Here is a 26,737-nt window from a genome sequence, read left to right as displayed (position 1 = left end):
CAGCTTGCTTTTTCAACGCGCGTCAAGTATTCGCTTCGCCGGGCTGGCGCCCGTACTTGACCCGCCAATCCACCCATTGAGAATTTAAAAGAGGCGTTTTTTTCGAAAGCGTCCCTGCGCAGATTGAAGCGGGAGAGGCGATCGGCAAAATGAATGCAGGTCGATATGGCCCAGACAAGCTCGTTTCCGAGCGAGGCCGCGGCGATAAGGCGTGGCTGCCGAAACATAATTTCGGGCGTTAGCGGGAACGGCGCCCCGTGGAGGAACGCGATATCTGAATCGGTTCGAAACACTTGGGCAAAAAGCGAAAACAATTTTCCCGGATTCAACTGAGACTTAATATGGGCCAATGCGCCATATTTCACCGGTGCCGGTGCCGGCGCCCGAGCCCGTCCAATCAGTTCCCGATCGGTTAGGGTCGGCTGCTTGGTCTGATTGGGTGCTCGATGTCTGGTCCTAGCCATTGATTTGTGTAGGGAGCGGGTGACACCGGCATTATCCCACTCGTTCAAGGTAACGAGACATAGATTTGGTCAAAGGCGGCGCTCACATCGGAACAGACATGTCAGCCGTCAGCATATCCAGCCAGCTTACTCACCGCGATGACCATCATCGACTCCAGTGACGCCCACACCGCGATCATCCGGCCCAGTTCGAGTAAGTGGCCATCTGGCAACGGACAGTCCGGGTTAAAGTCGTGGCGTGTCCGCGAAAAAAACCGCCGCGTTTCCGCAACGGCTTTATCAACTGCCCTATCTCACTTGAACAACTCGGCGTGGGTACCACTTCGCACAAACACCACTTCGGTTTTGGAGACCCGGTAAATAAGAAGGAAATCACCACCCACATGGCATTCGCGGTGATCGTCCCATTCTCCCGTCAGAGGGTGGTCCTTGTACTCGGCCGGTAACGGTCCCTCGTTCTTGACCAGCAACAACATAACTTCTTTGAGACGGGTCATGTCGTACCGGCCAGAATCCGAAAGTCGTTCCCAATCCTTGCCGAACTGCTTAGTTTTGTCGCTGCTAAGGGGCAGCGTCGTGCGTTTACTACTTGCGCTCTTTTTCAAGCTCATTAAACAACTCCGTTACGGAGCCGAAGCGCGCCTTCTGCATTTCCCTGGACTCGCGCAGTGCTTCAACCGTTGTCTCATTCGGCTGACGAAGATCGAACGGCAAGCCCTTCTGCAGCACAACCTGGCGGAAAAAGAGCCGCGATGCTTCTGACATCGTGAGTCCATAGCCCGCCAGAATTTCCCTGGCTGCGTCCTTGAGTTCCGGTTCAATGCGGGTACGCACATCGGCTGTCTTGGTATCAACAGGTATGGCGACCATTTCATGCTTCTCCATCTGGGTCCGGGCATAAGCGCAAAGGCCAGCACTTCGCCTGCCCCAGGAACAGGTACAACAAACAAAGATAAAAACGATAAACAACGAAATCCCGCGTGGACCTTTGGTGGCATCTCGCATGCCTACATTGTAGCTACAACGTTACCACATTACAAGCCAGGGTCGCTGGGGTATTTTTTCGCGTGCGCGAAAGACCCTGGATGCCCTTGCGCTACCCGAAAAATCGACGGCGGAGCCGCTGTGTGGCGTGCGTACCGAGTCTGGTACTGCAGCCCAATCCCGATCTGTTGCACCGTATGGCCAACGGAAAAATCGCAAGCCGCCCATCGCTACCGGTTGAAAAGTCCCACGTTGCCGCCCTGTTTAAAAATCGCTACATCTGATAACTGGCGTCGTCGCGCACCGGCAACGACGCGAACGGCGGGCTGCCGCCAGGAACCCGCGCACAGGCCCGATGGGCGGCGAACCGCGCCGGCGTGCCGCGCGCTCAGCGACTCCCGGGCGGTCGGGTCGCAAAGGTGCGCCGGTACTGGTCCACTTCCAGCAGCAGGTGGTCGATGCGCTCGCGCAACTGGGCATTCTGCGCGCGCAGCGCATCAGCCTCCCCGCTCGCCTGCAGCCGCACGGCGTCGTTCTGCATTTTGAGAAACCGCTCGGTGCCGGCCAGCTGTTCGGCCGTCCGCGCGAGGGTTGTTGCGCCGACGCCGGCACGTTCGATCGACGCGTGCAGCTCGCCGAGCAGCCGGTTCACGTGTTCACCGGCCAGATCCCGTGCCGCATGCGCTTCGCCGAGTTCGCGGTGCAGCAGCGCATTGTCCTGCTCAAGCCGCCGGATCCGCGCATGGGCATCTTCCAGCGCCGCCTGCAGCAGCGGCTTCTGCGCGATCGCGCTCACATCACCACGATCCGGTGCGGCGCCGTCCGCATGTCCGTTCCCCCGCTCGGGCTGTGACGCGTACAGCGGCGCGAGCGCCTCGCGCACCACGGGGGCCAGCGCCTGTCGCATCAGCTCGAGATCGACCGGGCGGCTGTCCGCACTGCCCGGCTGCGACATCGGCGCGAGCGCCTGCGCGCGCAGGATCGCCTGCTGGATCGTCGGCGCACTCGGATGACGCTGGACGCCAATCTGCGGCGCGACATCGCGCAGCAGCCGGCTGTAGGTGGTCGCGCCAAACACGCGGCCGGTAATCGCCCGGACTTCCGCGATCAGTCCATCCAGAAAGCGCGCGTTGTCGAGCGGGAAATCCCGGTTGATCGCCGCGATGCCATTCATGATGGCGAGCAGTTGCGCATCGCTCCATTCAATCCGGGGTCGGCCCATTGTTCATATCCTCGTGGTCCGTCAGAAAAGACTGCCCTGCCGCGGATCGCGCGCGGGCGGCTTCGACGCCTTCACCGGCCGCGCCGGACGCCGGCGTTTCGCGATGCGGCGCAGGTGAGCTACGAGTCGCACCACCGTGCCGTCGACCGTCACGGTCAGACTGAAGTGACCGGTTTCATTCGGCACACCGGCGCCCCGGCTGTCCACCAGGGCGCGCAGCGATGGATGCAGCGCCTGCCGGCGGGCGCGCGCGACCAGTTGTGCGCGGCTCATCCCGGGCCAGCAGTCCGCCACCAGGCGCTTTACGGCATCGGGCAGTGCATCCGGCGCGAGATCGGCCGGCAGGGCCAGCGCGACCAGTTCGAACACGTCAGCCATCGACGCCCCGCTCTTTCGCCACCGGCGTCACCTCAGCCCGCCCATCGCGCATCGCCCGCCGTTCCTCATCCATTTGCCGCCCCGCCCTGTTGCCTCAACGATGCCGCCGATTTTGCCATATCCAGCGTTATTTTTACTACGATATTTATTACTAATTTTCTATCTAGGGAACATTACCGCCATCATGTTCCCTAGATTTACATTGTCCGTGGAGCGCAGTGTTTAGCCGATTTCAATTAACCCAATCTTAAGGATTACTACGTATTAGATTCGCAACGCCAGACGGCGAACAACGCCATCGTTTACTTTACCGTGTGAGCTGATTCGTCCCAGGTCGACCCGTGTCGGCGATGAGTCGAAGCACGGGTTCACGTTTCCGCCGGCACCGGGCCGTCCCGATAGAACGACTGGATGCATCCGCCAGGGGCGCGCCTGTTATCTGACTGCCGGGGCCAGCATTGATCCAGTACACCGCTTCGTTCCACAGCGGCAGGAATAGTCGGCGAGAATTTCGGGAGTAATAGCGTCATCGATAGTAAGTCCATATGCAATTGAAAGCTCATCGCCCGGCATCACATCTTTGCGTGTCTCGATGAAAACCCGCCCCCGCTCGTCCTCAATCGCCTCGCAGTTCGGCTGGCAGGAGTGGTTCAGCCAGCGGGCGCTGTTGCCCCCGACACTGCCGTCGATCACGCGCCCGTCCGCCAGTCCAAAAATGAATGTGTGGCCGGGCATTCCGGACCGCTCGTGCCTCGCAGATGCCCGCCGCCACGACGTCACCTCCCCTCGATATTCGAAGATCCGCTGGCCGGCAGGAATCGCCTGTAACGCGAAGACGCCTCGCCCGTGGACCGATGATTTCCTGACCGTAACGCGCCGCACTTTGTAACTCACAGATCCGTTGAAGAGGCTTGGAGCATAGCGAGCGGCGCGTTGCATGGCAACCGGTGCCGGCGCGTCAGAACAACGCGGTCTGTCGGTGATCGCGCGCCGGGGGGCAGGATACGTCGGTCCGGCGGGTACGTCGACCTCCGCCGCTCCTGTTTCCACGCTGTAGCCGTGCAAGCATCAGGAGTTCGACGGCAACATCGTTCAAGCGCAACTCGAACACGCTGGTCTCGCCGGACGGGCATGGCGCCGTCGCGCGGAACGACAGGCGCAAACCCAGCGCTTCGCGCGGGCACGCTCCGCGCAAGGGTGCGGTCTCAACGCGACCCGGTTCATCCCCGGCGGCGACGACCGACCGCTGCGCCACGGTCTTCTGCGCTTCGACTTCGCCTCGCAGCGCTTCCCGTACCCAGGATAATTCCCAGCGGCGGAGCCTCGTCTGGCTCCTGTTCGTGTTTTGCCAGCCAGCGTAGGTAAAGCTCCATTTGACTCCTGTACTCGTGCCGAAAAATCTCCGCGGCGCGGAGACATTGTCGCCACCTGATTCTCGCTCCAGCCCCGACCGTAGTACCCATTGGAAAGTGCAAAGGAAAACGCAAGACTGTCAACACCATGACGCCGATGACGACGACACCACATACCCGTTCCGGTTACAGGCAGTCTATCTTGGCAAATTTTGCCAAAATGCTTAGTATGGGATATGACCACCATGAATATATCCCTACCCGACGCACTCAAGACCTTTGTCGACGAGCAAGTCAGTCAGCGCGGATACGGTACGAGCAGTGAGTACGTACGTGAGCTGATCCGTAAGGATCAGGACCGCTCGCGTCTGCGCGAGATGCTGCTCGCCGGCGGCGCATCCGAGCCAGTCGGAGTGGCGGATTCGGTATATTTTGAAGATCTGCGCGCTTAGATCCGGAAGGCGGGCAAGACCCGTGCCCGCGGTTGACACTCGCGAAAGCCGTCGTCGCGCGAAAACAGGCCGCGCAGGACGCACAGGACGCCATTGCCCACTATCTTGGCGAAGGCTCGCAACAGGCAGCGCTCGGCTGTATTGATGCGCTGGAAGCCTCCTACAGCCATATAGGGGGTCCGCTCACGCGACATCGGCCAGCATGGATCGACGACCGGCAACGGAGGCGCATCGACACGCATACTGGCGACGCAGGTCGTCGTCCACAGGACGCGCCGCAGCGGCCCAACCCCGAGAGAGCAAGCGATGGCCGGCCACGATCAGAACAGTTGCGCCCCGAGGTCGCGCACGGTGGCCCACTTGATGGGGCTTACAGATGTCCAGCCCGTGATGTCGAGCGATCCGCTCATCGCCGGTTGCCCGCGCGCTTCGGAGACCACGCGCACGATGCGCGTACGGTCGGGCAGCTGGGCCGCGGTCGGCGAGCACAATGCCTCCCGGCGAATCCGCGACGTATCTTTTCCATACCACCATCCATATCGGCATCCAGCCAGAGGCACGGCCGCAGTGCGTCTGCGGCAGCGCTACACCTGTTGCCACCAGGCTCGATCAGCGCTGATCCAGGCCGATCCCGGAACAATCCATTTCCACGGCGCAATCAGACATCCGACTTGGGGCTCACGTGACGGCGGCCCACCGGTGCCACTTCAACCAGCGGCTCCTTCTAGCCGTCAGTGTCCGTTCACTGCCTCCTTGAAGGCCTTGCCGGCCACGAACTTCACGGTCTTCCGCGCGGCAATCTGGATTTCGGCGCCGGTGGCCGGATTGCGACCGGTGCGGGCGGCACGGGCACCCGTCGAAAACGACCCGAAGCCAATCAGCTGAACCGTGTCCCCTTTCGTCACGGCAGTGGTAATCGCGCCGATGAACGCATCGATTGCCTCGCCCGTTGCGGCCTTGCTTGCGCCGGTCGCCGCGGCGACCGCATCCACCAGTTCCTGCCTGTTCATGCGAACTCCCTGTTGTGGTTGTGAAGTCGTCACCGTACCTGATGGCGCCGCCCTCGTGCAATGGAGCGAAAGCAGGAGCCTTCTGGAAGTAAAAGTAGAAGCAGCCTGGCGCAACGGGTCGACGTCGCCGACTCAGACGGTCGTCTGCCGCTTTGCTGTTCTTTTCGTATTCGATTCGTCGCCACGTCCGTAGAGGTCCGGTAACTTTTTGCCCGATCCGTCATCGCTACGTTGGGGGCTCCGTGAGCGGAACCGCTCTGTTCGCTTTTCTTTCCCGCCGCTCGCTGCGCCGCCCTTGCGCACGCTTCGCGACCTCTTCCAGAGATTGCACGTGTTCTGGCGTAGTACGATCAAATCGCTTGCTATAACAGTGCGCGATAAATTCTGCGAGAGGTCGCTTCCACGGCTCCTGCTGCCCGTTAGCCAGCGATCCGAATTTTCGGGGATTCAATCCCAGTTCGCGAGCCATCTGGATATGGATATGGCTTAACCCGAAGCGCTGCCTCGCTTCAAACCACGGCTGAAGCTTCGATGGTATTGGCATCAGTGCTCCCCTTTGCGCCAACTGGCGGCGGTCAATCGTTCCACCGCCGCGTCATAACGCGCCTGCGAAACCGTAGCATCGTCGTTCTGATTCGTCTTCAAAATATCAAACAGATGCTCTGCGACGACGGAGCCGATCGCGTGGACAGCATCGTGTCGCGTCAGGCCTTCTTTCCTGAGACGGTGCATCGCCCGGACCACCGGCTCAAGGTTCAGGGCGATCTGGTTTTCGACGATCGCGTGTAGCGCAGCATGTGCCGTGACGTTGGGAAGTTTGACCCGCGCGACACGGTGATACGTTTCGACGAGGGCAATTCGCTCCTGTTCGTCGAGTTCGAGCCACGATTCAGATTCGGGGGCGGATTCGGGGTTGTACTCTTCCATGATGCAAGGTCCTGTGCTGACTTCTGTCTATCGTAAAAATGGCGTCTACGGCTGCGTTGCGCTCCAGTTCAGTTATCGGCGATAAACGGGCGCTTGTCCCACGCGACCGGGAGCGACCCATTGACGACTACACGCCCGGGCCACGGGCCGTGCGGCAACCGTCAATCCTGTGACCTAGATGCATCGCGACGTCACGCCACCCAATACTGCGCCAGGACCGTGGCGACGAATGAATGCCCCTGAACGGCTGCAAACTGGTCCCGCAGACGCCTGTTGAGCTGGTCACGTTCCATGCCGGTGGCAAGAGCCGCATCCGCCAGCGCACCGTAGGCATCCAGCACGTCGCTCCCCGTGATTTCGTAACCGAAGCCTGCTGCCATCCAGTGCAGCGCTGCTGTGCCACAGGCCACCGCGAATTCAGGCTTGCGCTGCGCGAAATCGCGTGCGGCCCGCGTCAGGGTTCGCGGGTCGGTGAGGCCGCGCATCGCGAGAGACGCTGCCAGATCGAGCAGGCCAGCGTCCTTTGCGGCGGCGAACCATTTCCCCTCGGCGCCGGGACTGCTCGCGACCAGATCGTGGAGGATGCTGTCTGGACTCCTGTCCGGATACTTTTTCGCGATGGCACGGAACGTCGCGAGATGCGTGGTGGCCTGGTTAGCCTCGATCGCGTAGCGTCGATATGCCTCGTCGATCAAGCCCGACGACAGGAGGATAGCTTCGCACTTGCGGGCGATTGCGGCAGCGGGCGCATTCAGCCCCCTGGACGCTTCCGCGTAACGCAGTGCTTCGGCCGGACGACCGAGTGCGATCAGGGCATCCACCCCGTACTGGCGATACCCCCACCCGTTCAGGCGCGCGCCGTTCACCAGCGCGATCAGTTCTTCATGGCGCCGGGCGGCATTCAGCGCACTCAGGCAGGCGGTGGTGCCCACGAAATGCTCCCCCACACCGTCAGCGCCCATCACGCGCGCTGTCACCGGCAACAGCCGGTCTGCCCATGCGGACGCGATGGCGGGCGAGGCGCACAGGTCACCCCAGCGATCGCCCAACTGCTCGATGTACGGCATCCGGTCGTCCTGGAGCGCATCAAACAGGCGTTCCAGCCAGCGCGTGCGTACCGGGGCCGGCACGTCCACCCCGGCGATTACCGTCACAAGTGCGTCGATTGCGCGATTCACCGCGGTGCCAATCGCCCCGGAAGAGCTGTCTACCTGCTCGAGCGCCGGCGAAAGCTTCTCGAGTAAAGACACGGCACCGTCGGCCGCCACCATCGGCTCCCTACGGGCGACCTGCCGGATTTCCGTGACAGCTTCCTTAAGACGCTGGATGGGAAGCGCGGATTTCCAGCCAAACGCGCCGCGCCGGAACCGGGCCGCAAAGGCCCACTTATGTGAGGTCGTACGGGCCATTATCTGTGTGCGCGACGGGTCAGCGCGTCTTCATGTAAATGGCGTACAAACCACCATGCAGATCACGGAGCGCCTTGCGACGTTCGACCAGTTCATGCTGGTTACCCTGACGCTCAAGGCTCAGGATCTGCAGCAGCAGCCGCGTCGCCCGCTCCGGCGCCGTCTGGCGCGACGGCTGCGCTTCACGCAGCAGCGGGGCCAGGCCGGGTTTCTCGGTCAGTACCCACGCGGGGAACCATGCGAGGTCGGCGGTCTGACCTGAGCCGTCGAAATTCGCGTCGAACTTCCTGCGCAAAGCATCAAGTGAGACGTCGGCGAGCCGCTGTGACAGGCCGGCAAAGCGGCCCGGGGACAGCCACGCGAGTTCCGTGAGCAGGGGCCACACCGGCTCCAGTCCCTCTGAGCGGTACCGCGCCTCTGCCATCCATGCGAGCGGCGCGGGAATCCGCCGCCACGATACGATAGCCTCGACGGCGTGCCTCGCCGACTCCCAGTCGCCCGCACGCAGCCAGACTGGCGCCGCATGATGCTCACTGACGTCCGTACGGAACGGCACCCCTGCGGCCCGCTGCGCAACGGCCCGCCACCACGGCACCATCCACGCACACCCCGCGGCGTCGCCCAGTAACCGCCGCGCCGCCGGTTCAACCTCATCGTTCAGGCGCGAACATGCTGCGGCAAGCGTTGCATGGGCCGTGAACGGCGTGGCGACACCCTCCTCGAGCACCCCGATCAGGGTCACCAGTCCGGGCAGGCTACCGTCATCGGGAAATTCATCGGCCAGTCTCTGCCAGGCCTCGCGGGCGTCGCCCGGATGGCGCCGCTGCAGCGCGCCCAGCACATCGTTGCGGAGCATGACGTCGCGGCTGTCGGCGAAGATATCGAGCTGCATGGTGATGAGCGTCAGAAGAGTTGATCATTCAGTCCGGCCAGATTAGCCCATTTCACCACGCTGCGGAACGGGCGACCGTGGACGTCAATTGATTCGATCACCGCGCGCTGGCCACTGGCTTCGGCGACCACGCGCACGGTGCGGTCGCGATACCGCATCAACGCACCGATCGGTGGACAGACGGCCTTCTTTCTTTTGCGGGCAATCGCGGTCATGCGCCTATCCCGGTTTCTTTGGCGATGCCGCCTTGCGGGCCGCGCGCGGCGGCTTGCCGGCGGATACCTTGACCAGGGCACCCTTGCGACCTGCGGTGCGCGGGGCAACCGCCCCCGTCATCTGCTGCCGCAGGAACCCGAGCTCACGCGCGTAGCCAGCGCTTGCGTCGCGCACGGCGACGAGGCTGCCCTCGAGGACCCCAGCCTGGTGTCGCGCGTCGGCGAGCTGCGCCTGCAGTGCCTGCAGCTCGCTGCGGTGACGCGCCTCACCCTGCTCCGTGCGGCGCGTCACGGTGTCGAGTTCCTTCTGGAGTCGCGCGCTGGCGACCCGCTCGCGCTCGATCTCCAGCAGCGCCCGCTTTTCGGCCGCCCGCAAACGCTCTTCCGCCAGTGCGGCGCTGGCCCGCAGCTTCCCGAGCTCGTCCGAGAAATCCGCCCGCGCCTGCGCGAGTGACCGGTCGCGCGCGGCGTTTTCGTCCTGCAGCCGGGCGATCTCCGCTTCGAGCGCGCGACGCGTGGCCTCGCCAGCGGCCTGCCCCTGCTCGAGTTCCTGGATCCGGACCTGGGCGGCCAGCAGCGCGCCGGTGCGTTGCTCGAGTGCGGTTTCGGTCCGGCCCAGTTCGCCCTGCATCGACGTGACCGTGTTCTGCGCGGCGGCCCGCTCCGCTTCGACCTCGGCCCGTAGCGTGTCGAGTGCCCCCTGTGCCGACGCGGTCGACCGCGTCCACAGTGTGGCAACCAGCTCGCCGGCGGCCGCCTGCAGATCGGCCGGCAGGTCCGGGTGTTCGATCCGCACCCGGCTCTTTTCGCGCAGCTCGGTCCAGAATTCCCCCAGCACCGCAGTCGGCGTACTCATGCTGCCTCGCTTCACGAGCTGATAGAGACGGTTCGCGGTCGGCGTGAGGCCGAAGCGAAAGAACAGCAGCGCGCAGACCTCGCGGTACAGCTCACGGGTCTTCGGGAATTCCGTCTTCAGGCGGTCGATTTCGGCGGCGAGGCGCGCTTCGTCAGGCAGAACGTCGGACATGGGAGCGGTTTAGATGAAATCAGTTAAATAATATAACGTAAACCGACACATATCCAATCCTTGATAGCCGCTATTTCAACATTATGTCTATAGTGTTGAAAATATAAGACCGACCTCGTCTTCCGTTTAGTCTCATCTTTCCGATGCCTCCATCCCCGCTCCGACCACGGCCATCGCGCCGGCACCGGGACAGGAATCTCCAGTGCATCGAACGCGTGAACTCCACCATCATCTCTGTCGTAGCCGACACCTCTCGCTCGTGGTCGCCCTTGCCGGTCGCCGCGAGCCACCAGCGGTCGCGCCCTTGACGCGCCGCCCTCCACAAGATTGTCAAGAAGTTTTTCGAGGGCGCCGCGAGCAGCTTGCGTGCTAGCGGCGATTCGAATCAACAGCGCGCGAACCGCCTTGAACGGGCGTCGGCACACTGGGATACCGTATGCAATCAACATTGCACGTAGCTATATAACATTGCATCGAATTGAGCGTGGCGGCCCCTAAAAAACAGTAGCTTAAGCTATCATTCAGGTTCGAATCTAACCTGACGAACGCGATCATGACCACTTCCGATTCCATCACACGTCAGCCGCGTGCTCGAGAACGGAGCACGCAGCCGTTGCCCACGGAACGTCCCGATCACGACCTCGACAATTCGGTCGGATATCTGCTCAATCTCGCGGCGAGCATCATCGCGGCACGCTTCAGCGACGACCTCAAGTCCTACGACATCAACCTTCAGGGTTGGCGGGTGCTGGCGGCGCTCCGCCACGAAGACCATCAGACATTATCCGATCTCGCAAGTCATACCGGGTCGGAACTATCCTATCTTTCACGCGCTGTGAGTGCCCTCGAGACAAAGGGCTACATCTGCCGCAGCGAGTCCGCCTCCGATCGTCGGACGATCTGTCTGTCCCTGACCTCCGAGGGAGCTGGCATCGTCAGCGAACTCGCACCGCGCGCCTGGCAGATCGAACGCGCGTCTGTAAAGGGCGTATCGGCCCGTGAACTGGAAATCACGCTCAATACCCTCCGAGCGGTCTACTCCAACCTTGTCGATAACTACGAAGACGCGCCCGCGGTCAATCGCAAGCTCGCCGTCGCGCGTCGCGTACGCCGACGTGAAGCGGGCGGCAAAGCCCCCGACTAATACTAGACGGGCGCCGGTGTGTGCTGCCCGCCCTCGCCATCGACGGGCATAGGGTGCCCAATAGAAGGCTCCTTTCAACACGGCCGCGTACTGATGCCCAATTTCGGCAGACACATCGGGGCGAGCGCGAGCATTTAAAGGGGCGTCGTCAACGCCCTCCGTAGTCGTCGCCCAGTGACCATCCTGGAGACCTGGTGCTCGGGTGGAAGGTTTCGTCAAAAGTAGACATGCCCCGCCCCGCATCGTGGTTCATGCGGCCGATCGCATCGTATCTGAAAGCTTGAACGACGACACCGTTGATTTCAGCTTACCAGCCTGCTCCTCGAGAGAACTTGCTGCTGCCGCTGCCTGCTCAACAAGCGCGGCGTTCTGCTGGGTCACTTCCTCCATCTGCATGACTGCCTGGTTCACCTGCTCAATACCATAGCTCTGCCGCTCCGATGCGCCGGCGATCTCGCGAATGATCTCTGAAACCCGTTGGATAGCGCCTTTAATCTCGCTCATGGCAACGTTGACTTCCCCGCCTGCTGAGAACCTACCTCAATCATTGCAACAGATGATGCGATCAGATCCTTGATCTCCTTCGCCGCGGACGCCGAACGTTGAGCGAGGTTGCGGACTTCGCTCGCCACAACCGCAAAGCCTCGACCTTGTGCACCCGCGCGAGCGGCTTCCACCGCTGCGTTCAGTGCAAGAATGTTCGTCTGGAAGGCGATGCCCTGAATCACGCCCGTGATCTCAGATATCTTGTTTGAACTACCGTAGATCTGGTCGATGGTCGTCACCATTGCTTTCACGACGCCGCTGCCCGACTCTGCGATATACGTCGCATCGGTTGCGAGGCCACTCGCTTCGCGTGCGCTGTCGGCGTTCTTTCTCACTGTCTCGCTCAGTCGCGTCATGCTCGATGCAGTCTCGGTCAGTGACGCGGCCTGCTCCTCCGTCCGGGCGGAAAGATCAAGGTTACCGGTCGCTATGTCACGTGTCGCCACTGTTACCGAATCAGTCGAGGCACGTACGGCCAGCATCGTCTCTTCCATACGCGCCATCCACTTGTCGAACGCGAGGGCAGCGCGGGCAAACTCATCCATGCGCCGTGGTGCAGACCGCGACGACAAGTCGAGGGTTCGGGTGATCTCCTCGAACTTCATGGTGATGCGATTCAAACCACCGCATACGATGGATTGAAGATGGTGGCCAGTCCAAGCCACGACGACGATGCCCACCACCGCGACTGCGATCAGCGCCCCCATCACCCAGCGGTATGACCGGGACGCATCGCTGTCGAGATGTAGCAGACCGACAATTCCAATTAGTCCAACGACCAGTATCACTGCCGCACTGGCGCCGAAGGCGAGCATGAACTTGACTCTGATCGTGAGCGCGGATTTTGGCACTTCGTTTCCCTCGTGAATCATCAAGATCAGTGTTGCGTTGTGGCCCACGCTCGAGTCTGTGTGGCCCGATCCCCTGCACTCGTTTCAATGGAAGCGCCCTCTCTTGGCACTAAATTCGCCAACACGCTCGGGCATATTCGGAGCTTAACCTGTTCGTGTTGCCCACCCGCCTCGCACCGGCTCGGCAATGACGCGATTTGTGATTGAACCAATCCCTTCTATTTCGGCTCGCATGACATCGCCCGCCTTCAAATACACAGGAGGGCTCATCGCGACGCCCACGCCCGACGGTGTGCCCGTCGCCAGCAGATCACCCGGTTCGAGCGTAAACGCGGTGGACAGGTGAGCGATCTGATCGTAGATGTCGTGAATCATCGCGCCAGTCACATCATCCTGACGCAGTTCGCCGTTCACCCACATCCGCAAGCGTAAGCCGAGTGGGTCACCGAGCTCATCAGGGGTAACGATCCAAGGGCCAGTGGGTCCGCAGGTATCGAACGACTTACCAATCGTCATGGTCTGAGTGGCGAGCTGCCAGTCGCGCACCGATACATCGTTGCACACCATATAACCGGCGATAACCGCGCTCGCCGCTTCGCGGCTCACGTGTCGACAGCGCTGGCCGATGACCACACACAGCTCGACTTCATAATCGAGCTGATTCGATACTGCGGGTAAGTGCACGTCACCGAACGGACCGTTGATGCAGGAAACCTGTTTGTTGAACCAGACCTGTGTGGGCGGGGTCTGCACTCCGACCTTGGCCGCCTCCGCCACGTGCTTTCGGTAGTTCATACCAATCGCGAGATATTTGGACGGATTCGGCAGCGGAGCAAGCAGCGTGACCTGCGCTAGCGCAACGGCGTGGCCGGGCCGCACGGCGCGCGCACGCGCCATTGCTTCCGGACCGGCCTGCAGCAATTCCTTCATGGTGGCCGGCAAAGTCGGATCGTTGAGCGGCAGGTCAATCACAAGGTCGCCCTCCACCTTGCCGATAGAAATGTTTGCGTGGTGCTGGTAAGTAACGAGTTTCATGGATGTCAAATTGAAGTGGATTACGCCAGGCTCGTATGGGGCGGATCTTCTGGTTCGCCGCCGTGTGCAGGAGTCTGGACGGGATAGGCGTAACTGCGCGGGAGTCTCAGTAGCAGCCAGCAAGCGCAGGTGAGTACGCCGTCGAACGCAATCAGCGCGGGGCGGTAGGAACCCGTGGCATCGTAGACCGCGCCCATCACGAAAGGGCCGAGTCCGGTACCGACGGTGAACACTGCGAACAGATAGCCGTAGATCTGTCCAAACGCGCGCAGGCCGAAATATCGACTCTGCAGAAACGCGATGAGATCGACTTCGGCACCCATCCCGAGGCCGACCAGCACTGCACCGATTGTCGTGAGCAACACGTCGGCACTGCCAAGCAATACAACCACGCCTATGGCCGGCAGGATCACGAACGCGATCGCGACGTGGGGACCGAAAAACCGGTCCAGCAGAACGCCGCACAACAAGCGCCCTGCGATCAACGACGCCCCGATGCCTGAAAACACGGCTACCGCCTGGCTCGCCGGAATGCCGCGGTCAGTCAGCAACGGCACAAGGTGCACGACGGTGCCGTTGACAACGATGGGAATGCACAGGAACACCACCGCAAGCTTCCAGAAGTCCGGGCGGCGCACTGCCTCGCCCGCTTCGAGCCCTGGCAAGCCGGACGCGCGCATGTGCTCCTCCGAGATGCGAGGCGCGCCAGCCGGATCACGGATGAACAGTCCGACTGCGAGAAACGCGATGACGAGCACGGTCAAGCCGATCGCGACGTACGCGCCTCGCCATCCGAGCCTGTCGAGATACAGTTGTGTGAGCCGCGGCACGAGCGCCGCACCCAAACCTACGCCCGTCATGGCGATGCCCATTGCGAGGCCGCGCCGCCGATCAAAAGCCGCGGCGATCGCCTTGGCATAAGGCAGCGGTGCCTGGCCGCCGCTGAACAGGCCCATTAGCGCGAACATGGCCAGAAACGCCGCGGGAATGGCCGGCGCCAGAGACATGGCCGCGATGGCCAGCGCAAAGAGCGCAATGGCAACCAGCGTGACCCGCCTGATCCCACGCCTGTCGATCAGTCTGCCTGCGACGGGCGTTGCAACTGCGGCGAAGAACGACCCCAGCATGACCGCGACGGACATCACGCTGCGACTCCAGCCGAACTCCGCCATGATGGGCTTCATCAGCACCGACGTCGAAAACTGCAGGACGGTGACGTTACCGACCGACAGCCCCAGCAGCGAGCCAAACACGATCCACCAGCGGCTTCTGAACATCCATTGCACGATCATCTCCAATTGTCTTTGTTGTCCTCGGGTAATCGCCGATCCGCGGCGACCAATCAGGGTTCGCCGTCACGCGGTGGCACTGTGCTCGATGAAGCGGCCGGCATGGAACAGCAGCGGCGATTCGCTGCCGTATGAGAAGCGCTCGACGTGGCCCAGAATCATGACGTGGTCGCCGTAGGGCTCGATGCCCGACGTCCGGCACTCGAAGCAGGCCAGCACGTCACCGAGCACCGGCACGTCGCCGAGTCCCGCCTGCACGCGTTCGCTGAATGGCGCGAACTTGTCTTCCGCGAATCTGGCGAAGTGGGTCGCGAGGTCTTGCTGATCGGCGGCCAGGATATGCACGGCAAAATATCCCGATTCCTTGAAGACCGTCAGGCTCGGCGACCTATCATTTAGATACCACGCGACCAGCGGTGGATCGAGCGAAACTGAGCAGAACGAATTGACTGTCAATGCAGCCTGCCGCCCGTCTTCAGTACGTGTTGTGACAATACAGACACCGGTCGCAAAACGTCCCAGTGCGTTGCGGAGCTCGCGACCATCGATAGAGATTGCGCTCATCATTTTTGTCCAGTCAAAACGGGCGTGGCGTTCGCGCCAGCACCGGTGAAACAGCGCGGATCGCGCACGGAACCCCAGGAGTCAAAATTGCTGGGAGACGGCGCCATGCGCCGCGGCTCACGAGGATGCGCTTCAGTAAATGTCTCCATCCCGAAGCTGTACTCCATCGTCAACCCATCGGGGTCAAGGAAATACAGAAAGACGCTGTCGGAAGCGGGATGCCGGCCAGGTCCGAATACCACGTCGGAGTTGGCGGCCTTCAGGCGCGTTAGCGCCTTACCGATATCGTCGATTTCCGTCACCATGTAATTGACGTGGTGCAGACAGCGGCGATCGAAGCGGGCGATACCGATTCCGTGATGATAGGGGTTCGGCCAAACACGCATGAAAGTGACGAATTCGCCGAGCGAGTCGGACTCCCTAAAATTCAGTACGTCCCGCCAGAATTCAATGGCGCGCGCCGCATCAGGGGTGTTGAAGACGACATGCCCGATCCGCTGGATGCGCGCGACCGAAGGCTGGAATGGACGCTCCGCGTCTGACAACGGAATGTAAAACTCCACCGTTGCGCCGATCAGCGGTTCGAATACCCTTATTGCCCGCAGCTGCGCCCGTTCCCGACAGATCTCCAGCGCCGTTTCGTGCACTTCGAGACCGGCGCGCTTAAGCCGTTCGATCAGCGGCTCGAACTGCGCTTCGTCCTCCAGCATGAAACCGGCGCACCGGAGCCCTGCTTCCGACGCTGCATGCAGCACCACGTTATGGTGATCGTGATCGCACCGCAACCGGATCTCTCCATCGGCGCCGGTGTCCACGTATTGCAGCCCCACCACCTGTTCATAGAAGCGGCGCGACTTCTCCAGATGAGTCACGTTAAGTTCCACGCGCCCCAGTTTCCGGTATCGGACCATTACATCCTCCCCTTCAGTACTGACCGCGTGGCGGCAGACCGAGCCGCATCTGCCCATACATCGTGGACACCGCGTGCCAGTTGACGCTGATGTGGTGCGCAACGGCATTGATGTCGCGCCACGCACGCTGGATGCCGCTGTCCAACTGAATGCCCGTTCCACCTACGACGTCATACAGTGCGTTGATAGCGTCAACACACAGACGCACCGCGTAGGCGTGGCCGCGCCGTAGCGTGATGCGTTGCTCCTTGCTCAACTTGACCCCGCCGTCCACCCACTCGGTGATTTGTTGCAGGTCACGTTGCAAAATGAGCTGTGCAGCGTCGACCGCGGCTTCGGCCTGCGCCACCGCCGACTGGACATGCCCGAACTGGGCAACCGAGGCGCCGCCCCCCGTAAAGGCTCCGCGCGTAGCCCGTGCGGCGATGCTCTCGACGAATTCATCAATTGCGCCGCGCAGGGCAGCCACAGCCGGGTTGGCCAACAGCGGCGGGAAGCCGCTCAGGAAGGGCACCCGGTAAAGCGCCGAGTCGTGAAGGTCTGCGCCCGGGGCTTCCTGTTCGAGAACCTCCGAAAACGCGACGGTGCGATGCGCAGGGACGAACACTTCCTCTTCGATGAAGATGTCCTTGCTGCCGGTGCCTGCGAGACCCACCGTGAACCACGTGTCGACGATCTTGTATTCGCCCTGCGGTACCAGCAGGAAGATCGGCCGGGGCGCCGCTCCTTCGGGCTGGTCGACCATCGCCCCGAGCGACAGCCACTGAGCGTTATCGCTGTTGCTGCCGAAGCTCCATCGGCCCTTCAGCCGGAAGCCGCCCTCGGTCGGCGCGGCCTTGCCCGTCGGCGCAATGCAGGAGGCAATCAGTGCGTCCGGCGACTCGCCCCACGCGTCTTGCTGCGCTTGCTCCGGGAACATGCCGACCACCCATGACGCGGCCGCGCTCAGTCCGTAACACCAACCGGTTGAAGCACAGCCCCGGCCAATTTCGAATGCAAGACGGCGCAACGCCTCCAGGCTCAACTCATACCCGCCAAAACGCCGCGGCTGCACCACCCGGTAGAGCCCCCCTTCCCTGAGCAGATTCGTCACGTCCGACGAAACGCGTCGATCCTGCTCGGTCTGGCGAGCACGTTTGGCGACCAGCGGCCGCAGTTCTACAGCTGCATCCAGCAAACGCGCAAACAAGTCGTCGTCAGATGCCGCATCGCCCAGCGATGCGGACTGCCGCTCGATAACACTCGAAGTCGTGGTCATTCCTGTCACCTCCAAATTTATTGCAAAAACAACTAATATGTGATTGAATTAAAGCTCATAGAAGTTGTTTTTGCAACTGTTTTTGCAATCTGCAAATACCAGGAGTTACCCTTATGAAAACGGCACATCAGCCATCGCCATGCGGATGCATCGACATTCATACTCATGTCGTTCCGCACGACTTCCCTGCCTATGTGGGGAGCTATCCAGACGCGCCATGGCCCTCGATGCGTGAAGGTCATGCTTGCCACCGGCACGTTGTCGTGTCATCCAAGGTGTATCGGACGGTCTCGCATCAGGCGTGGGACATCGATGTTCGACGCGCCGACATGAACCGGCTCGACGTCGAGCGGCAAGTGCTCTCCCCGATGCCTGAGCTACTGTCGTACTGGCTTGATTCCGCAGATGGCGCGACACTGGCGCGCTATCTGAACGAAACGCTGGCGAATATGGTGGTCCGCGCCCCCGACCGCTTTAGCGCACTCGGCGGCGCCCCCCTGCAGAACATCGACCGCGCGATTCAGGAGCTCGAATTTGCGGTTAGCACACTGGGGTTGGCAGGGGTTGAGGTCGGCAGTAACGTGAACGGCGTGCCGATCGGCGATCCACGTTTCTTCCCATTCTTCGAGGCCGCCGAGGCACTCAACGCGGCTATCTTCGTGCATCCGCTGCGCCCGGCCGGCATGGACCGGCTGATTGGGCCTGCATCACTGGAGCAGGTCGTCGCGTTCCCCGGCGAGATTGGTCTCGCCGCGGCATCGTTGATCACAGGCGGCTTGCCAAATAAATTCCCCCGCCTGCGCGTTGCTCTGAGCCATGGTGGCGGTGCGATTCAGACATTGCTGCCACGCATGCAGTTTGCTTGGGAGACACTGGAGACACTTCGGGAAGCCGTGCCCGTAGCGCCGGTCGAAGCAGCGCGCACGCTTTATTACGACGATCTCCTCTACAGCGCCACAGCCATCCAGGCGCTCATCGAAACTGTCGGCGAGAATCGCGTAATGATTGGAACCGACTACCCATTTGCGATCATGGACGCCAATCCGGCGGCGCGGGTCGCTAGCCTCGGCTTGAATCACGCGACCCTGGAAGCCTTACGATGGAAGAACGCGGCGGCATGGCTCGGCCTGAAGTGACTGAACAGATCTATAAAAGCGTACAGGCTTGATCGAATTCGAGGCGTGGCGCGCGCGCAAACAGGGTTGCCTTGTCGCCGTACCCGAGATTGCAAAGGAAGTTCGATTTAATGTGCCCCTCGGGAAAGAACTCTTCGACAGAATTCGGCTCGCTCTTTCCGGCACCAAAAAATTCCTCGTCGACCTTCGCGTTGTCGAACCCCGACATAGGTCCGCAATCCAGTCCTAACGCACGTGCAGCCAGAATCATGTACGCGCCTTGCAGACTGGAGTTGCGTTTCGCCGTGGCATCTACGAGTTCCGGCGCATTGGCGAAGAGATCTCGCATGCCTGGATCATGCGGCAATAGCTGCGGCAACTTCTCGTAGAATTTCAGGTCGTGAGCGATGATAGCTGTCACCGGGGCGTTCATCGTCTTGTCCACGTTGCCGGAAGCGAGTGCCGGCAATAGTCTCTCCTTTGCCGCCTTGGTACGCAAGAAAAGGATCCGTGCGGGACTACCGTTGGCGCTGGTGGGAGCCCATCTCATCAGGTTGTAAACCTGACGCAAGATTTCGTCCGACACCGGCTCGTCCAGCCACGCCCTGTACGAACGTGCCTCACGAAACAGAACATCAAGTGCAACACCCTCTATAGCGTTTCTCATCAATTCTCCTAAATAAGGCCGCGACTGACTCGCGCGACGCGCTCGCCAACGCGGCCAAGATCAAAAATTTCACATCAACACGACGATCTCTCCGCCCGCACCGCCGTCCAGCGCCAGCGCCAGTTGAGTGGCGGCGATCAGCTTGATCAGTCCGCTTTGCCTACCTGTTGTGTGACTATTAGCTTACGGTCGGCCCCGATTTCAGCTTCTCTCCAAAAAACACACCGATAGCATCGAGCGCCTCTCCCGCAGCCTTCAACACTCCGATCCTGCCAGCAAATCCGTGTGGCATTCCCATCCAGACGTCAACTCGTGCATCAACACCTGCGGCGACTGCGCGCCGGACATATTCTCGTGAGTCATCCAGCAGCACTTCATCGTCTCCCACGTGAATGCGAATGGGAGGCAAACCGGTCAACGGCGCATGTAGCGGCGAAGCGTGGGGATGTTTGGAATCCGCGCCACGCAAATAGGAATGCACAAGCTCAGAAGTTTGTGCACGGGTGAAAAGCGGATCGGCATCCGCGCGGGTCTCGTATGTCGCACCCGATAGAGTTAGATCGGTAACCGGTGACAATGCAACCACGCCGACAGGAGCCGCCTTTGTAGAGATGTCGTTGCCAGTGACGCCTGGTGCGAGAATCAGCGCGAGGTTGCCGCCGGCCGAGTCACCAGTTACGGCAATCCGGGAAATGTTCTTTTCATCGAGTCCGCGATAGCAGGCCAGCGCATCGTCAACCGCTGCAGGGAACGGATGTTCAGGGGCCAGCCGGTAGTCCGGAACAAAGGCCCTCGCCTCGCTCCTCGCCGCGATATGCGCGACAAGATGGCGAAATGCGTTGGCCGAGCCGAAGTTAAACCAGCCTCCATGCAGATGGATGATTGCCTCGTTTGGCTGGCTGTGGGCAGGAATCACCCAAATCCCTGGGATGCCGCCCACTGCGTCGTATTCGAACGTCACATTGTCGTGCGGCACAACGCTTTCCATCATGACATCGAAAGCTCCGCGGGCTTCGATCCCGAACTTCATCCCTTTGGTGGCGCTGGCCCCGGCTCGCATCACCTCCGCGATTTTTCTATCTTCAGGATCGAGTAGATGTGTCACAAAAGCGCGCGACATGCCGTTAGTGCATGAATTTTCCATATATCGCTCCCTCATTTTGTAAGAGACATGTCGCCGGTCGCACGGCGTTTCGCAGACGCTCAAGGGCCTCATTCGAAAGGACGATGCACTCCTCGTGGCCTCCCGACATCGGTTCAACCGCCAATTCTTCGGACACCAATGTCACACGGCAGAACCTTTGCCTGAGAATAGATTGATAGCGAGGGCGTGCATATGTCCTGATTTGCAAAGCAACTTTGCACCCGGTAGAACGCCGAACATTTGACAAAAAATCTACCGATGAGCCCAATCACTGACATCAGCGAGATTCTGCTCCACCGTACAAATGCGGCGCCGGGTCGGCAGAAAGCATTCAACTAACCGGTTGGGCGCCAGGAACGCTCGAATCGATGTGCAAAGCATCATTGCCTACCCTACGGTGGTCAAGCAATTCGCACTCGCCTACCGGTCTGGTCCGACCGCTCAATGGCGTCAATAACCTCGTGAAGGGCTACTGCGTCATTGAAATCCGGAGCGGTACGGGTGTCGTGACGCAAATCTTCGGCCAGCAATCGATAAATGCCGCAGACGTTGCGCGCTGCGACCGCGTCGTCAAGACCGAACGCGTATGACTTCGGAACTTCGAGCTCGGTAAATCCATCTTGCTTCTTGCGCGCTGCCTCAACTCGTAACGGCGAGATGTTCACCACGGGAACCGCGTCGAACGTCGCCGAGATACGTAGATTCCCCTCGGTTCCATTGATCTCCCACAGCAACCCCGTACCGTGAGGCAGGCCGCCCCGAAGCTGGAACGACAACGGTGCGCCGGACTGCAAGACGGCGGTGAACATGACCTGGTCGTGCGTCTTCATCGGGATCGTGTCCCCTGTCTCCACTATGCGCACGGTCTGCCGACGCTGTGATAGCAACGCCCCCACCTCGTCTATCGGGCCAAGCACGCGTTGTACGGCAGCAATGGCATGTCCGCCAATGATCGAAAGCATGGTGGCACCGTTACGCGAGTCCATCGCATACGCGTCGCCGCGAGAAATCTCGTCACCCCAAGTGAATCCGGAGCCAACATACGTCGATGACAGCACATCGCCAACGTATCCGTCGACAACGAGCTTGCGCACGAGTTCGACCTCGGGCGATGCGATGGCCTGCGTTCCCACGACCGTCCGTGCATTTTTCTGATTGGCAAGTCGCGCAAGCTCGATCGCTTCCGCAAGGCCATTTCCCAGCGGCCACTCGCAATAAACAGCCTTGCCTGACTCCAAAGCCGCCGTGACGACCTCCCGGTGGTACGGGACCTTGACCGTGACAATCACGACATCTATGTCCGGCGAGGCAATGAGTTCCGCCACGCTCGCAAAGGCTTGCGGAATGTCATAGGCAGCCGCAGCAGACTTGGCGCTCGCGAGACTGGTGTTGGCGACTCCGGCGATCTCGTACGCGTCGGTCAGGGCACGCAAGGCCGGGATGTGTGCGGTGGAGGCCCAACCACGCTCCGCGCTCAGACCGACAATACCCATTCGAAAAGGTTTTTTCATTACTTCCTCAAAATCGATTAGTGGCTTGCATCTTGGGGTGCCCCCGTACCTGCAGAGTCATACCTGTTTCTCGTTGGTGCATATGGGCACACCAAGCAGCAGAACAATCACACCCGTCATCGATCACGGATTGCGTCCGCAATGTCCGGTTGCGGACGCAATCGTAACTTCATCCAGCCATCTGCACCAAGTGGTCAGCATTTCATATTAATTTGTATTCCTATTTATATATACGAATACTACCCACTCCAGCCTCGCTACTACGTATCAAAATTTCTGCTGCAGACCGACCATGACGCCAAGCTGATCCGCGCCAGTTTCGACAGTACCGCCAGCCGCAACCGGGTTGGCAGCCAGCGCACTGTTGAACATGTATCCGAACGACGTGTACACCTCCGTGCGCTTCGATAGCTGGTAATTTACGCGTCCGACCAGTAGCGTCGCGCTCGAGTCGTTAGTTCCCGCCCGTCCGCGTTGCAGATTACGTACTCCTTCAGCGTCGAAGGAAAGCGCTGGTGTGAGATAGTACGTGGCCCCCACGAAGAAAATATCTGTCTGCAAATGGGTCGCGGCTGCCATGTTGTTTCTGACCCAACCGACACCGATCTTGGTTGGGCCTAAAAACACGTAACCGTCGACAATGTTATGCGTATCTGTGTACGCGCTGTTGTTCAACGGCGCCGACGCGCCCGCACCGCCGCGCATCACGTCGTAGGATGCGGCCACGCCGAAGCTCGCAGAATCGTAGGCGAGCAGCGCGGTGTACTGCCGGCACGCAACAAAGTCGCCCGGCACCTGTCCTCCGCAGTTCGTCGCCGCGGGGCCAGCAGGACCGGCCGCGTCATGACCAAAGCTGTATGTTCCTCCGAAAGTGACGCCATGGAATTTGCCGAGATAGCCAACCGCGTTGTCGCTGCGCGAGTTCGGCAGATACGGGTCGAAGCTGGCCATCGAGTGAATCGAGGGGCCGATTACATCCGCGTTCGTCAGCGCGTACATCGTCATGTTCATTTGCCGGCCGAGCGTAACTGAGCCGTAGTCGCTGCTCACCCCGACATTCGCCTGACGGCCGAAGAGGCGCCCGCCATAGTTCAGCGAGCCGGTGCCCGGCTGAAAGCCGTTCTCCAGGACAAAGAATGTCTTGTAGCCACCACCGAGGTCCTCGACACCTTTCAATCCCCAGCGTGACGGAACTTCACCAGTCAGAGTAGGCACCCCAACCTCCGATCCACCGTGGGCTGTTGCGTGGTTGTAGTACGACAGTCCTGTATCGACGATACCATATAGCGTGACACTGCTTTGGGCATACGTGAACCCCGACGCTGCGACGAGCAACGCCGCGCTCCATTTGATTTTCATGACGATCAAATCTCCATTCTTGTGGCGCGATGCCTGGTTATAAAAGACTAGGGAAACGCTGATCAACAAGCTTGTTGTTATAATTAGGATGACTAATCTTTAAAATATCAAACGGATACGATAACCCGATTCGAACCGGTGTCATCGCGATCTACCGCAATACGCCAGTTCGCATCTCTATGCTGCTGTTGCGAGACGCGTGGACGTGCGCTTACCGCGACAGTTCGCAGCAGTCGCCCAAACCACGCCTCGCGGCGGGGCGTTTAGTGTAAGAGCTGTCATTCGTCGCTCGGCTTTCTATCACCGACCTGGTTCATGCGAGACGGACGCGCTGCATAGCAGGCAAAGGAGAGCGTTGCAGGACCCGGAGCCCCTGAACAGCGAAAAGCCGAGGAAGCCCTCGTTGCCTCCTCCCCTTCAGCTACCCGTTCTTGTGGCGTCGTGGGCCGCGAAAGTGTTTTTCAGCGTGCCAATGTCTTCGATCCAGACCTCAATCTCGTCGCCTGGCTCGATGAACTGTTTATGCGGCATGCCGACTCCAGCGGGCGTACCCGACAGGATCACATCGCCAGGGTACAGCGTCACCCGGCTGCTCAGGAAAGCGATCTGCTCAGCAACGCTAAAGATCATTTCCGCTGTGTTCGAATCCTGACGCAACTCGCCGTTGCGCCAAAGACGGATTCCAAGTGTCTGGACATCCACAATGTCTTCTGCTGGCGTGATCCAGGGTCCAAGCGGACAACTTCCTTCCCAACACTTCTGGGAGATCCAGTCGAAGTGGAACGGTGATTGCACGCCAATGTAGTCGCGTACAAATACATCTCGCAGGGAGAGATCGTTGGCCACGCTGTAACCGGCAACATACGACAACGCGTCCTCGACTGCGACGTTGCGTGCCGGACGTCCGATGACGACCGCGAGCTCGGCTTCCCAATCAACGTTGCGGCTGTACGGCGGCAACGTAACTTGCTGGCCAGTACCCGTGACCACCGAACACACGGGCGCCTTGATGAAATGCCAAGGTGCCCCCGATACCGAGTGCGGATCGGGCGACGGTGGCATATTGAACGCGCGGTCCATCTCCACGACATGATCGTAGTAATTCGCGCCCGCGCCGTAGATGGTCCCGGGTAGCAGCGGCGCCAGCAGCTTTACCGCGTCGAGCGCGAAGCCTGGCAACGATGTCGTCGATGCGCTGATGCGAGCGACCGCCTCGCGCAATTGCGAACCAGATCTGTCCCATCGGCCGATGAGTTCAGTGACCGTCAGGTCAGTTATGTCGAGCTGAATCAACTCGCCAAGCTGCGGACCATACGGATAAACACGCTCGCCAATCAGCAGGCCGGCACGCGCCCGCCCCTCGTCGTTGAAACTCAGCAAATGGTAACGGTCGTTCATTTCGAAAGATCCTGGTATTCAGAAGCGGTCGCCGAAATCAAAGATGTCCTCGTCCTGGAACCCTTCGTAATACTGAAATTCCCACCAGTTGTAGTCGAGGTCCTGCAGATAGAACGAGTACACGCCGTGTTGCAGCGTCACCTCGGTAATCTGGCGAATCTTGTAATGATCCTTGTACTCGTGCGCCGAACGATGAGCAGCGTCGACTTCTTCACGAGTGCGCACGTCAAGTCCCCAGTGGGTAAGAAACGAGACGTCATGGATCTTGTCGCCCACTTCGACGCAGAACACGTGGAACTTCAGACCCAGCCGAAACGCGAACGCGGGGGCTGCGTGGCGCACGGTTTCAAGGCCAAGGAATTCCTCATAGAAGCGCCGCGTTTCGGTAATGTCGCGGCACTCCAGCGTGCCGTGTCCGAGGACGTAGGGTTGATTGATCGCGCGGCTGTTCTTCAGCGGAACGACGGCCTCGCCAGGGATTTCAAGCGTCATAAGATGTCTCCGTTGTGTCAGGTACGGCTGGTGTATCGATCGGCGGTTGCGCGACTTTACGCTGCGGTCTCGGCCTGCGTCAGGAACGCATCGGCGTGGAAGGCCGTTTGTGGGAGACCGCGCGTGCTCGTGAAGTCTTCACGTGCTGCGTTGACCATCGCCGGCGCGCCGCACGCATAAACCTCATATCCCGAAAGGTCCGGAAAATCGTCGACCACCGCCTGGTGAACCCAGCCCGTGCGCCCGGTCCAGTCGCAATCCATTCCCGGTTCGGACAGCACCGGCACGAAATGGACGTTCGGATGATCCTCCGCCCATTTGAGCGGCAGATCGGCCAGATACAGGTCGCGCCGCCGACGGCCGCCCCAGTAGACGTGGAATTCACGTGTGCTCCCACGTTGCAGTGCATATTCGACGATGGCTTTTACAGGCGCGAAGCCGGTACCGCCCGCGAGCAGAATGGTGGGCTTCTCGGTAGCCTCACGCAGGAAGAACGAACCGAAGGGACCTTCGAAGCGAAGCATCTCCCGCGGGGCAAGCTCCGAGAATACGTGCTCCGTGAAGCGACCGCCCGGGTGGTGGCGAATGTGCAGCTCAATATGCGTCAGCGACACCGGATCGGGCGGCACGGCGATCGAGTAGCTGCGGCGTACGCCATCCGGCAACAGTACGTCTATGTACTGACCAGCCCGGAAGAAGAAATTCTCGTTCGGTGGGAGGCGCAACCTCAGAACGGCAACATCGGGCGCGGGCCTCGCGATATCAGTTACCCGGCAGGGGTAAGTCGAAGCCTTGACGACATCGAGGCCGGTCAACTCCTCCACCTCGATGGTCAAATCCGACAGCGGCTTCGCCGAGCATAGCAATGCGTAGCCGCGTTCCCTCTCTTCAGGTCGCAGCGCCCTTTCGAGTACGTGCCCATGCTCGACCCGGCCCTCCACGACGCGGCCCTTGCATGCGCTACAAGCACCCGAACGGCAGCTATAAGGAACGAAATGACCGGCCTTCATGGCTGCCGCCAATACCGTTTCGCCCTCTTCGACGACATAGCGATTTCCGCTTGGCTTTAATACGACTTCGTAACTCACTTTCATTCCTCCATTCCCGCGCCCAACTCCTAT

30 protein-coding genes and 1 pseudogene are annotated in these 26,737 nt (G+C 60.6%); 3 read left to right on the top strand and 28 right to left on the bottom strand.

The genetic code is table 11. The features are described from left to right. From P3T40_RS42105 to P3T40_RS42075, 7 genes and pseudogenes are all read right to left on the bottom strand, one after another. A partial coding sequence (locus tag P3T40_RS42105; RefSeq protein ID WP_429273578.1) for a hypothetical protein occupies positions 1-365 on the bottom strand: 365 nt, incomplete at its 3' end. Between the two features lie 392 nt (positions 366-757). Further along, complete coding sequence (locus tag P3T40_RS42100) at positions 758-1,075, bottom strand: type II toxin-antitoxin system YafQ family toxin (RefSeq protein WP_429273577.1); 318 nt, start codon at positions 1,073-1,075, stop codon at positions 758-760. Beyond that, complete coding sequence (locus P3T40_RS42095) at positions 1,050-1,349, bottom strand: type II toxin-antitoxin system RelB/DinJ family antitoxin (RefSeq protein WP_429273576.1); 300 nt, start codon at positions 1,347-1,349, stop codon at positions 1,050-1,052. The genes P3T40_RS42100 and P3T40_RS42095 overlap by 26 nt, the downstream gene beginning before the upstream one ends. Positions 1,350-1,836: 487 nt before the next feature. Continuing rightward, positions 1,837-2,670 carry a hypothetical protein gene (locus tag P3T40_RS42090; RefSeq protein WP_429273575.1) on the bottom strand — a complete coding sequence of 278 codons (834 nt, stop codon included), beginning with the start codon at positions 2,668-2,670 and terminating at the stop codon, positions 1,837-1,839. 21 nt (positions 2,671-2,691) lie between these two features. After that, positions 2,692-3,048, bottom strand: coding sequence for a hypothetical protein (locus tag P3T40_RS42085; protein WP_429273574.1), 357 nt, complete (start codon positions 3,046-3,048; stop codon positions 2,692-2,694). A gap of 435 nt (positions 3,049-3,483) precedes the next feature. Beyond that, complete coding sequence (locus P3T40_RS42080) at positions 3,484-3,930, bottom strand: SET domain-containing protein (protein WP_429273584.1); 447 nt, start codon at positions 3,928-3,930, stop codon at positions 3,484-3,486. A 407-nt stretch (positions 3,931-4,337) separates the two neighbouring features. Then, positions 4,338-4,445 (bottom strand): annotated as a pseudogene (locus tag P3T40_RS42075) (PDDEXK nuclease domain-containing protein); the annotation flags it as partial. 191 nt (positions 4,446-4,636) lie between these two features. Here P3T40_RS42075 and P3T40_RS42070 point away from each other — a divergent pair. Continuing rightward, positions 4,637-4,852 carry a type II toxin-antitoxin system ParD family antitoxin gene (locus tag P3T40_RS42070; RefSeq protein WP_429273573.1) on the top strand — a complete coding sequence of 72 codons (216 nt, stop codon included), beginning with the start codon at positions 4,637-4,639 and terminating at the stop codon, positions 4,850-4,852. Positions 4,853-5,172: 320 nt separating this feature from the next. Here the strand turns inward: P3T40_RS42070 and P3T40_RS42065 are convergent, their stop codons facing one another. From P3T40_RS42065 to P3T40_RS42035, 7 genes are all read right to left on the bottom strand, one after another. Then, positions 5,173-5,343, bottom strand: a complete 171-nt coding sequence (locus P3T40_RS42065; protein WP_429273572.1) for a hypothetical protein — start codon at positions 5,341-5,343, stop codon at positions 5,173-5,175. A gap of 240 nt (positions 5,344-5,583) precedes the next feature. Continuing rightward, a complete protein-coding gene (locus P3T40_RS42060) occupies positions 5,584-5,895 on the bottom strand; it encodes an HU family DNA-binding protein (RefSeq protein ID WP_429273571.1) in 312 nt (103 codons plus the stop codon). A gap of 510 nt (positions 5,896-6,405) precedes the next feature. After that, entirely contained in the window at positions 6,406-6,789 is a 384-nt protein-coding gene (locus P3T40_RS42055; RefSeq protein ID WP_429273570.1) for a hypothetical protein, read from the bottom strand. 191 nt (positions 6,790-6,980) lie between these two features. Next, the gene (locus P3T40_RS42050; RefSeq protein WP_429273569.1) at positions 6,981-8,198 is read right to left on the bottom strand and encodes a hypothetical protein; all 1,218 of its coding nucleotides are present in this window, start codon (positions 8,196-8,198) and stop codon (positions 6,981-6,983) included. Between the two features lie 19 nt (positions 8,199-8,217). Next, positions 8,218-9,090, bottom strand: a complete 873-nt coding sequence (locus P3T40_RS42045) for a hypothetical protein (RefSeq protein ID WP_429273568.1) — start codon at positions 9,088-9,090, stop codon at positions 8,218-8,220. A gap of 11 nt (positions 9,091-9,101) precedes the next feature. Beyond that, positions 9,102-9,305 carry a hypothetical protein gene (locus tag P3T40_RS42040; protein ID WP_429273567.1) on the bottom strand — a complete coding sequence of 68 codons (204 nt, stop codon included), beginning with the start codon at positions 9,303-9,305 and terminating at the stop codon, positions 9,102-9,104. A 4-nt stretch (positions 9,306-9,309) separates the two neighbouring features. Continuing rightward, positions 9,310-10,332 (bottom strand): DNA-binding protein, encoded by a 1,023-nt coding sequence (locus P3T40_RS42035; RefSeq protein WP_429273566.1) that lies wholly within the window; start codon positions 10,330-10,332, stop codon positions 9,310-9,312. A 553-nt stretch (positions 10,333-10,885) separates the two neighbouring features. Here P3T40_RS42035 and P3T40_RS42030 point away from each other — a divergent pair. Next, a complete protein-coding gene (locus tag P3T40_RS42030) occupies positions 10,886-11,476 on the top strand; it encodes a MarR family winged helix-turn-helix transcriptional regulator (RefSeq protein WP_429273565.1) in 591 nt (196 codons plus the stop codon). A gap of 249 nt (positions 11,477-11,725) precedes the next feature. Here P3T40_RS42030 and P3T40_RS42025 read toward each other — a convergent pair whose 3' ends face one another. The 7 genes from P3T40_RS42025 to P3T40_RS41995 form a co-directional block, all read right to left on the bottom strand. Then, entirely contained in the window at positions 11,726-11,980 is a 255-nt protein-coding gene (locus P3T40_RS42025) for a hypothetical protein (RefSeq protein WP_429273564.1), read from the bottom strand. Further along, complete coding sequence (locus tag P3T40_RS42020; RefSeq protein ID WP_429273563.1) at positions 11,977-12,873, bottom strand: methyl-accepting chemotaxis protein; 897 nt, start codon at positions 12,871-12,873, stop codon at positions 11,977-11,979. The genes P3T40_RS42025 and P3T40_RS42020 overlap by 4 nt, the downstream gene beginning before the upstream one ends. A 144-nt stretch (positions 12,874-13,017) precedes the next feature. After that, a complete protein-coding gene (locus P3T40_RS42015) occupies positions 13,018-13,908 on the bottom strand; it encodes a fumarylacetoacetate hydrolase family protein (protein WP_429273562.1) in 891 nt (296 codons plus the stop codon). 20 nt (positions 13,909-13,928) lie between these two features. Continuing rightward, positions 13,929-15,200, bottom strand: coding sequence for an MFS transporter (locus P3T40_RS42010; RefSeq protein WP_429273583.1), 1,272 nt, complete (start codon positions 15,198-15,200; stop codon positions 13,929-13,931). 63 nt (positions 15,201-15,263) lie between these two features. Further along, a complete protein-coding gene (locus tag P3T40_RS42005) occupies positions 15,264-15,761 on the bottom strand; it encodes a flavin reductase family protein (RefSeq protein WP_429273561.1) in 498 nt (165 codons plus the stop codon). After that, complete coding sequence (locus P3T40_RS42000) at positions 15,761-16,672, bottom strand: VOC family protein (RefSeq protein WP_429273560.1); 912 nt, start codon at positions 16,670-16,672, stop codon at positions 15,761-15,763. The genes P3T40_RS42005 and P3T40_RS42000 overlap by 1 nt, the downstream gene beginning before the upstream one ends. A gap of 13 nt (positions 16,673-16,685) precedes the next feature. Then, positions 16,686-17,930: an acyl-CoA dehydrogenase family protein gene (locus P3T40_RS41995; RefSeq protein ID WP_429273559.1), complete on the bottom strand. Its 1,245-nt coding sequence runs from the start codon at positions 17,928-17,930 to the stop codon at positions 16,686-16,688. 113 nt (positions 17,931-18,043) lie between these two features. Between P3T40_RS41995 and P3T40_RS41990 the strand changes: the two genes are divergently transcribed. Then, complete coding sequence (locus P3T40_RS41990) at positions 18,044-19,066, top strand: amidohydrolase family protein (RefSeq protein WP_429273558.1); 1,023 nt, start codon at positions 18,044-18,046, stop codon at positions 19,064-19,066. 10 nt (positions 19,067-19,076) lie between these two features. Here P3T40_RS41990 and P3T40_RS41985 read toward each other — a convergent pair whose 3' ends face one another. The 7 genes from P3T40_RS41985 to P3T40_RS41955 all read right to left on the bottom strand — a co-directional run bounded on the left by P3T40_RS41985 (position 19,077) and on the right by P3T40_RS41955 (position 26,704). After that, entirely contained in the window at positions 19,077-19,712 is a 636-nt protein-coding gene (locus P3T40_RS41985; protein ID WP_429273557.1) for a malonic semialdehyde reductase, read from the bottom strand. Positions 19,713-19,890: 178 nt separating this feature from the next. After that, positions 19,891-20,856, bottom strand: coding sequence for an alpha/beta hydrolase (locus P3T40_RS41980; protein ID WP_429273556.1), 966 nt, complete (start codon positions 20,854-20,856; stop codon positions 19,891-19,893). Between the two features lie 401 nt (positions 20,857-21,257). Continuing rightward, positions 21,258-22,367, bottom strand: coding sequence for a Gfo/Idh/MocA family protein (locus P3T40_RS41975; RefSeq protein ID WP_429273555.1), 1,110 nt, complete (start codon positions 22,365-22,367; stop codon positions 21,258-21,260). A gap of 267 nt (positions 22,368-22,634) precedes the next feature. Then, entirely contained in the window at positions 22,635-23,726 is a 1,092-nt protein-coding gene (locus P3T40_RS41970) for a porin (protein ID WP_429273554.1), read from the bottom strand. Positions 23,727-24,143: 417 nt separating this feature from the next. Next, positions 24,144-25,124, bottom strand: a complete 981-nt coding sequence (locus P3T40_RS41965) for a fumarylacetoacetate hydrolase family protein (protein ID WP_429273553.1) — start codon at positions 25,122-25,124, stop codon at positions 24,144-24,146. A gap of 18 nt (positions 25,125-25,142) precedes the next feature. After that, complete coding sequence (locus P3T40_RS41960; protein WP_429273552.1) at positions 25,143-25,616, bottom strand: VOC family protein; 474 nt, start codon at positions 25,614-25,616, stop codon at positions 25,143-25,145. A 56-nt stretch (positions 25,617-25,672) separates the two neighbouring features. Continuing rightward, positions 25,673-26,704, bottom strand: a complete 1,032-nt coding sequence (locus tag P3T40_RS41955) for a CDP-6-deoxy-delta-3,4-glucoseen reductase (RefSeq protein WP_429273582.1) — start codon at positions 26,702-26,704, stop codon at positions 25,673-25,675. Positions 26,705-26,737 lie beyond the last annotated feature (33 nt).

This window comes from Paraburkholderia sp. EB58, assembly GCF_050436665.1.
In the GTDB taxonomy this organism is placed as follows: domain Bacteria; phylum Pseudomonadota; class Gammaproteobacteria; order Burkholderiales; family Burkholderiaceae; genus Paraburkholderia.
The sequence above is the reverse complement of the archived record's forward strand: the minus strand, read 5'-3'. Positions and strand labels throughout refer to the sequence as shown.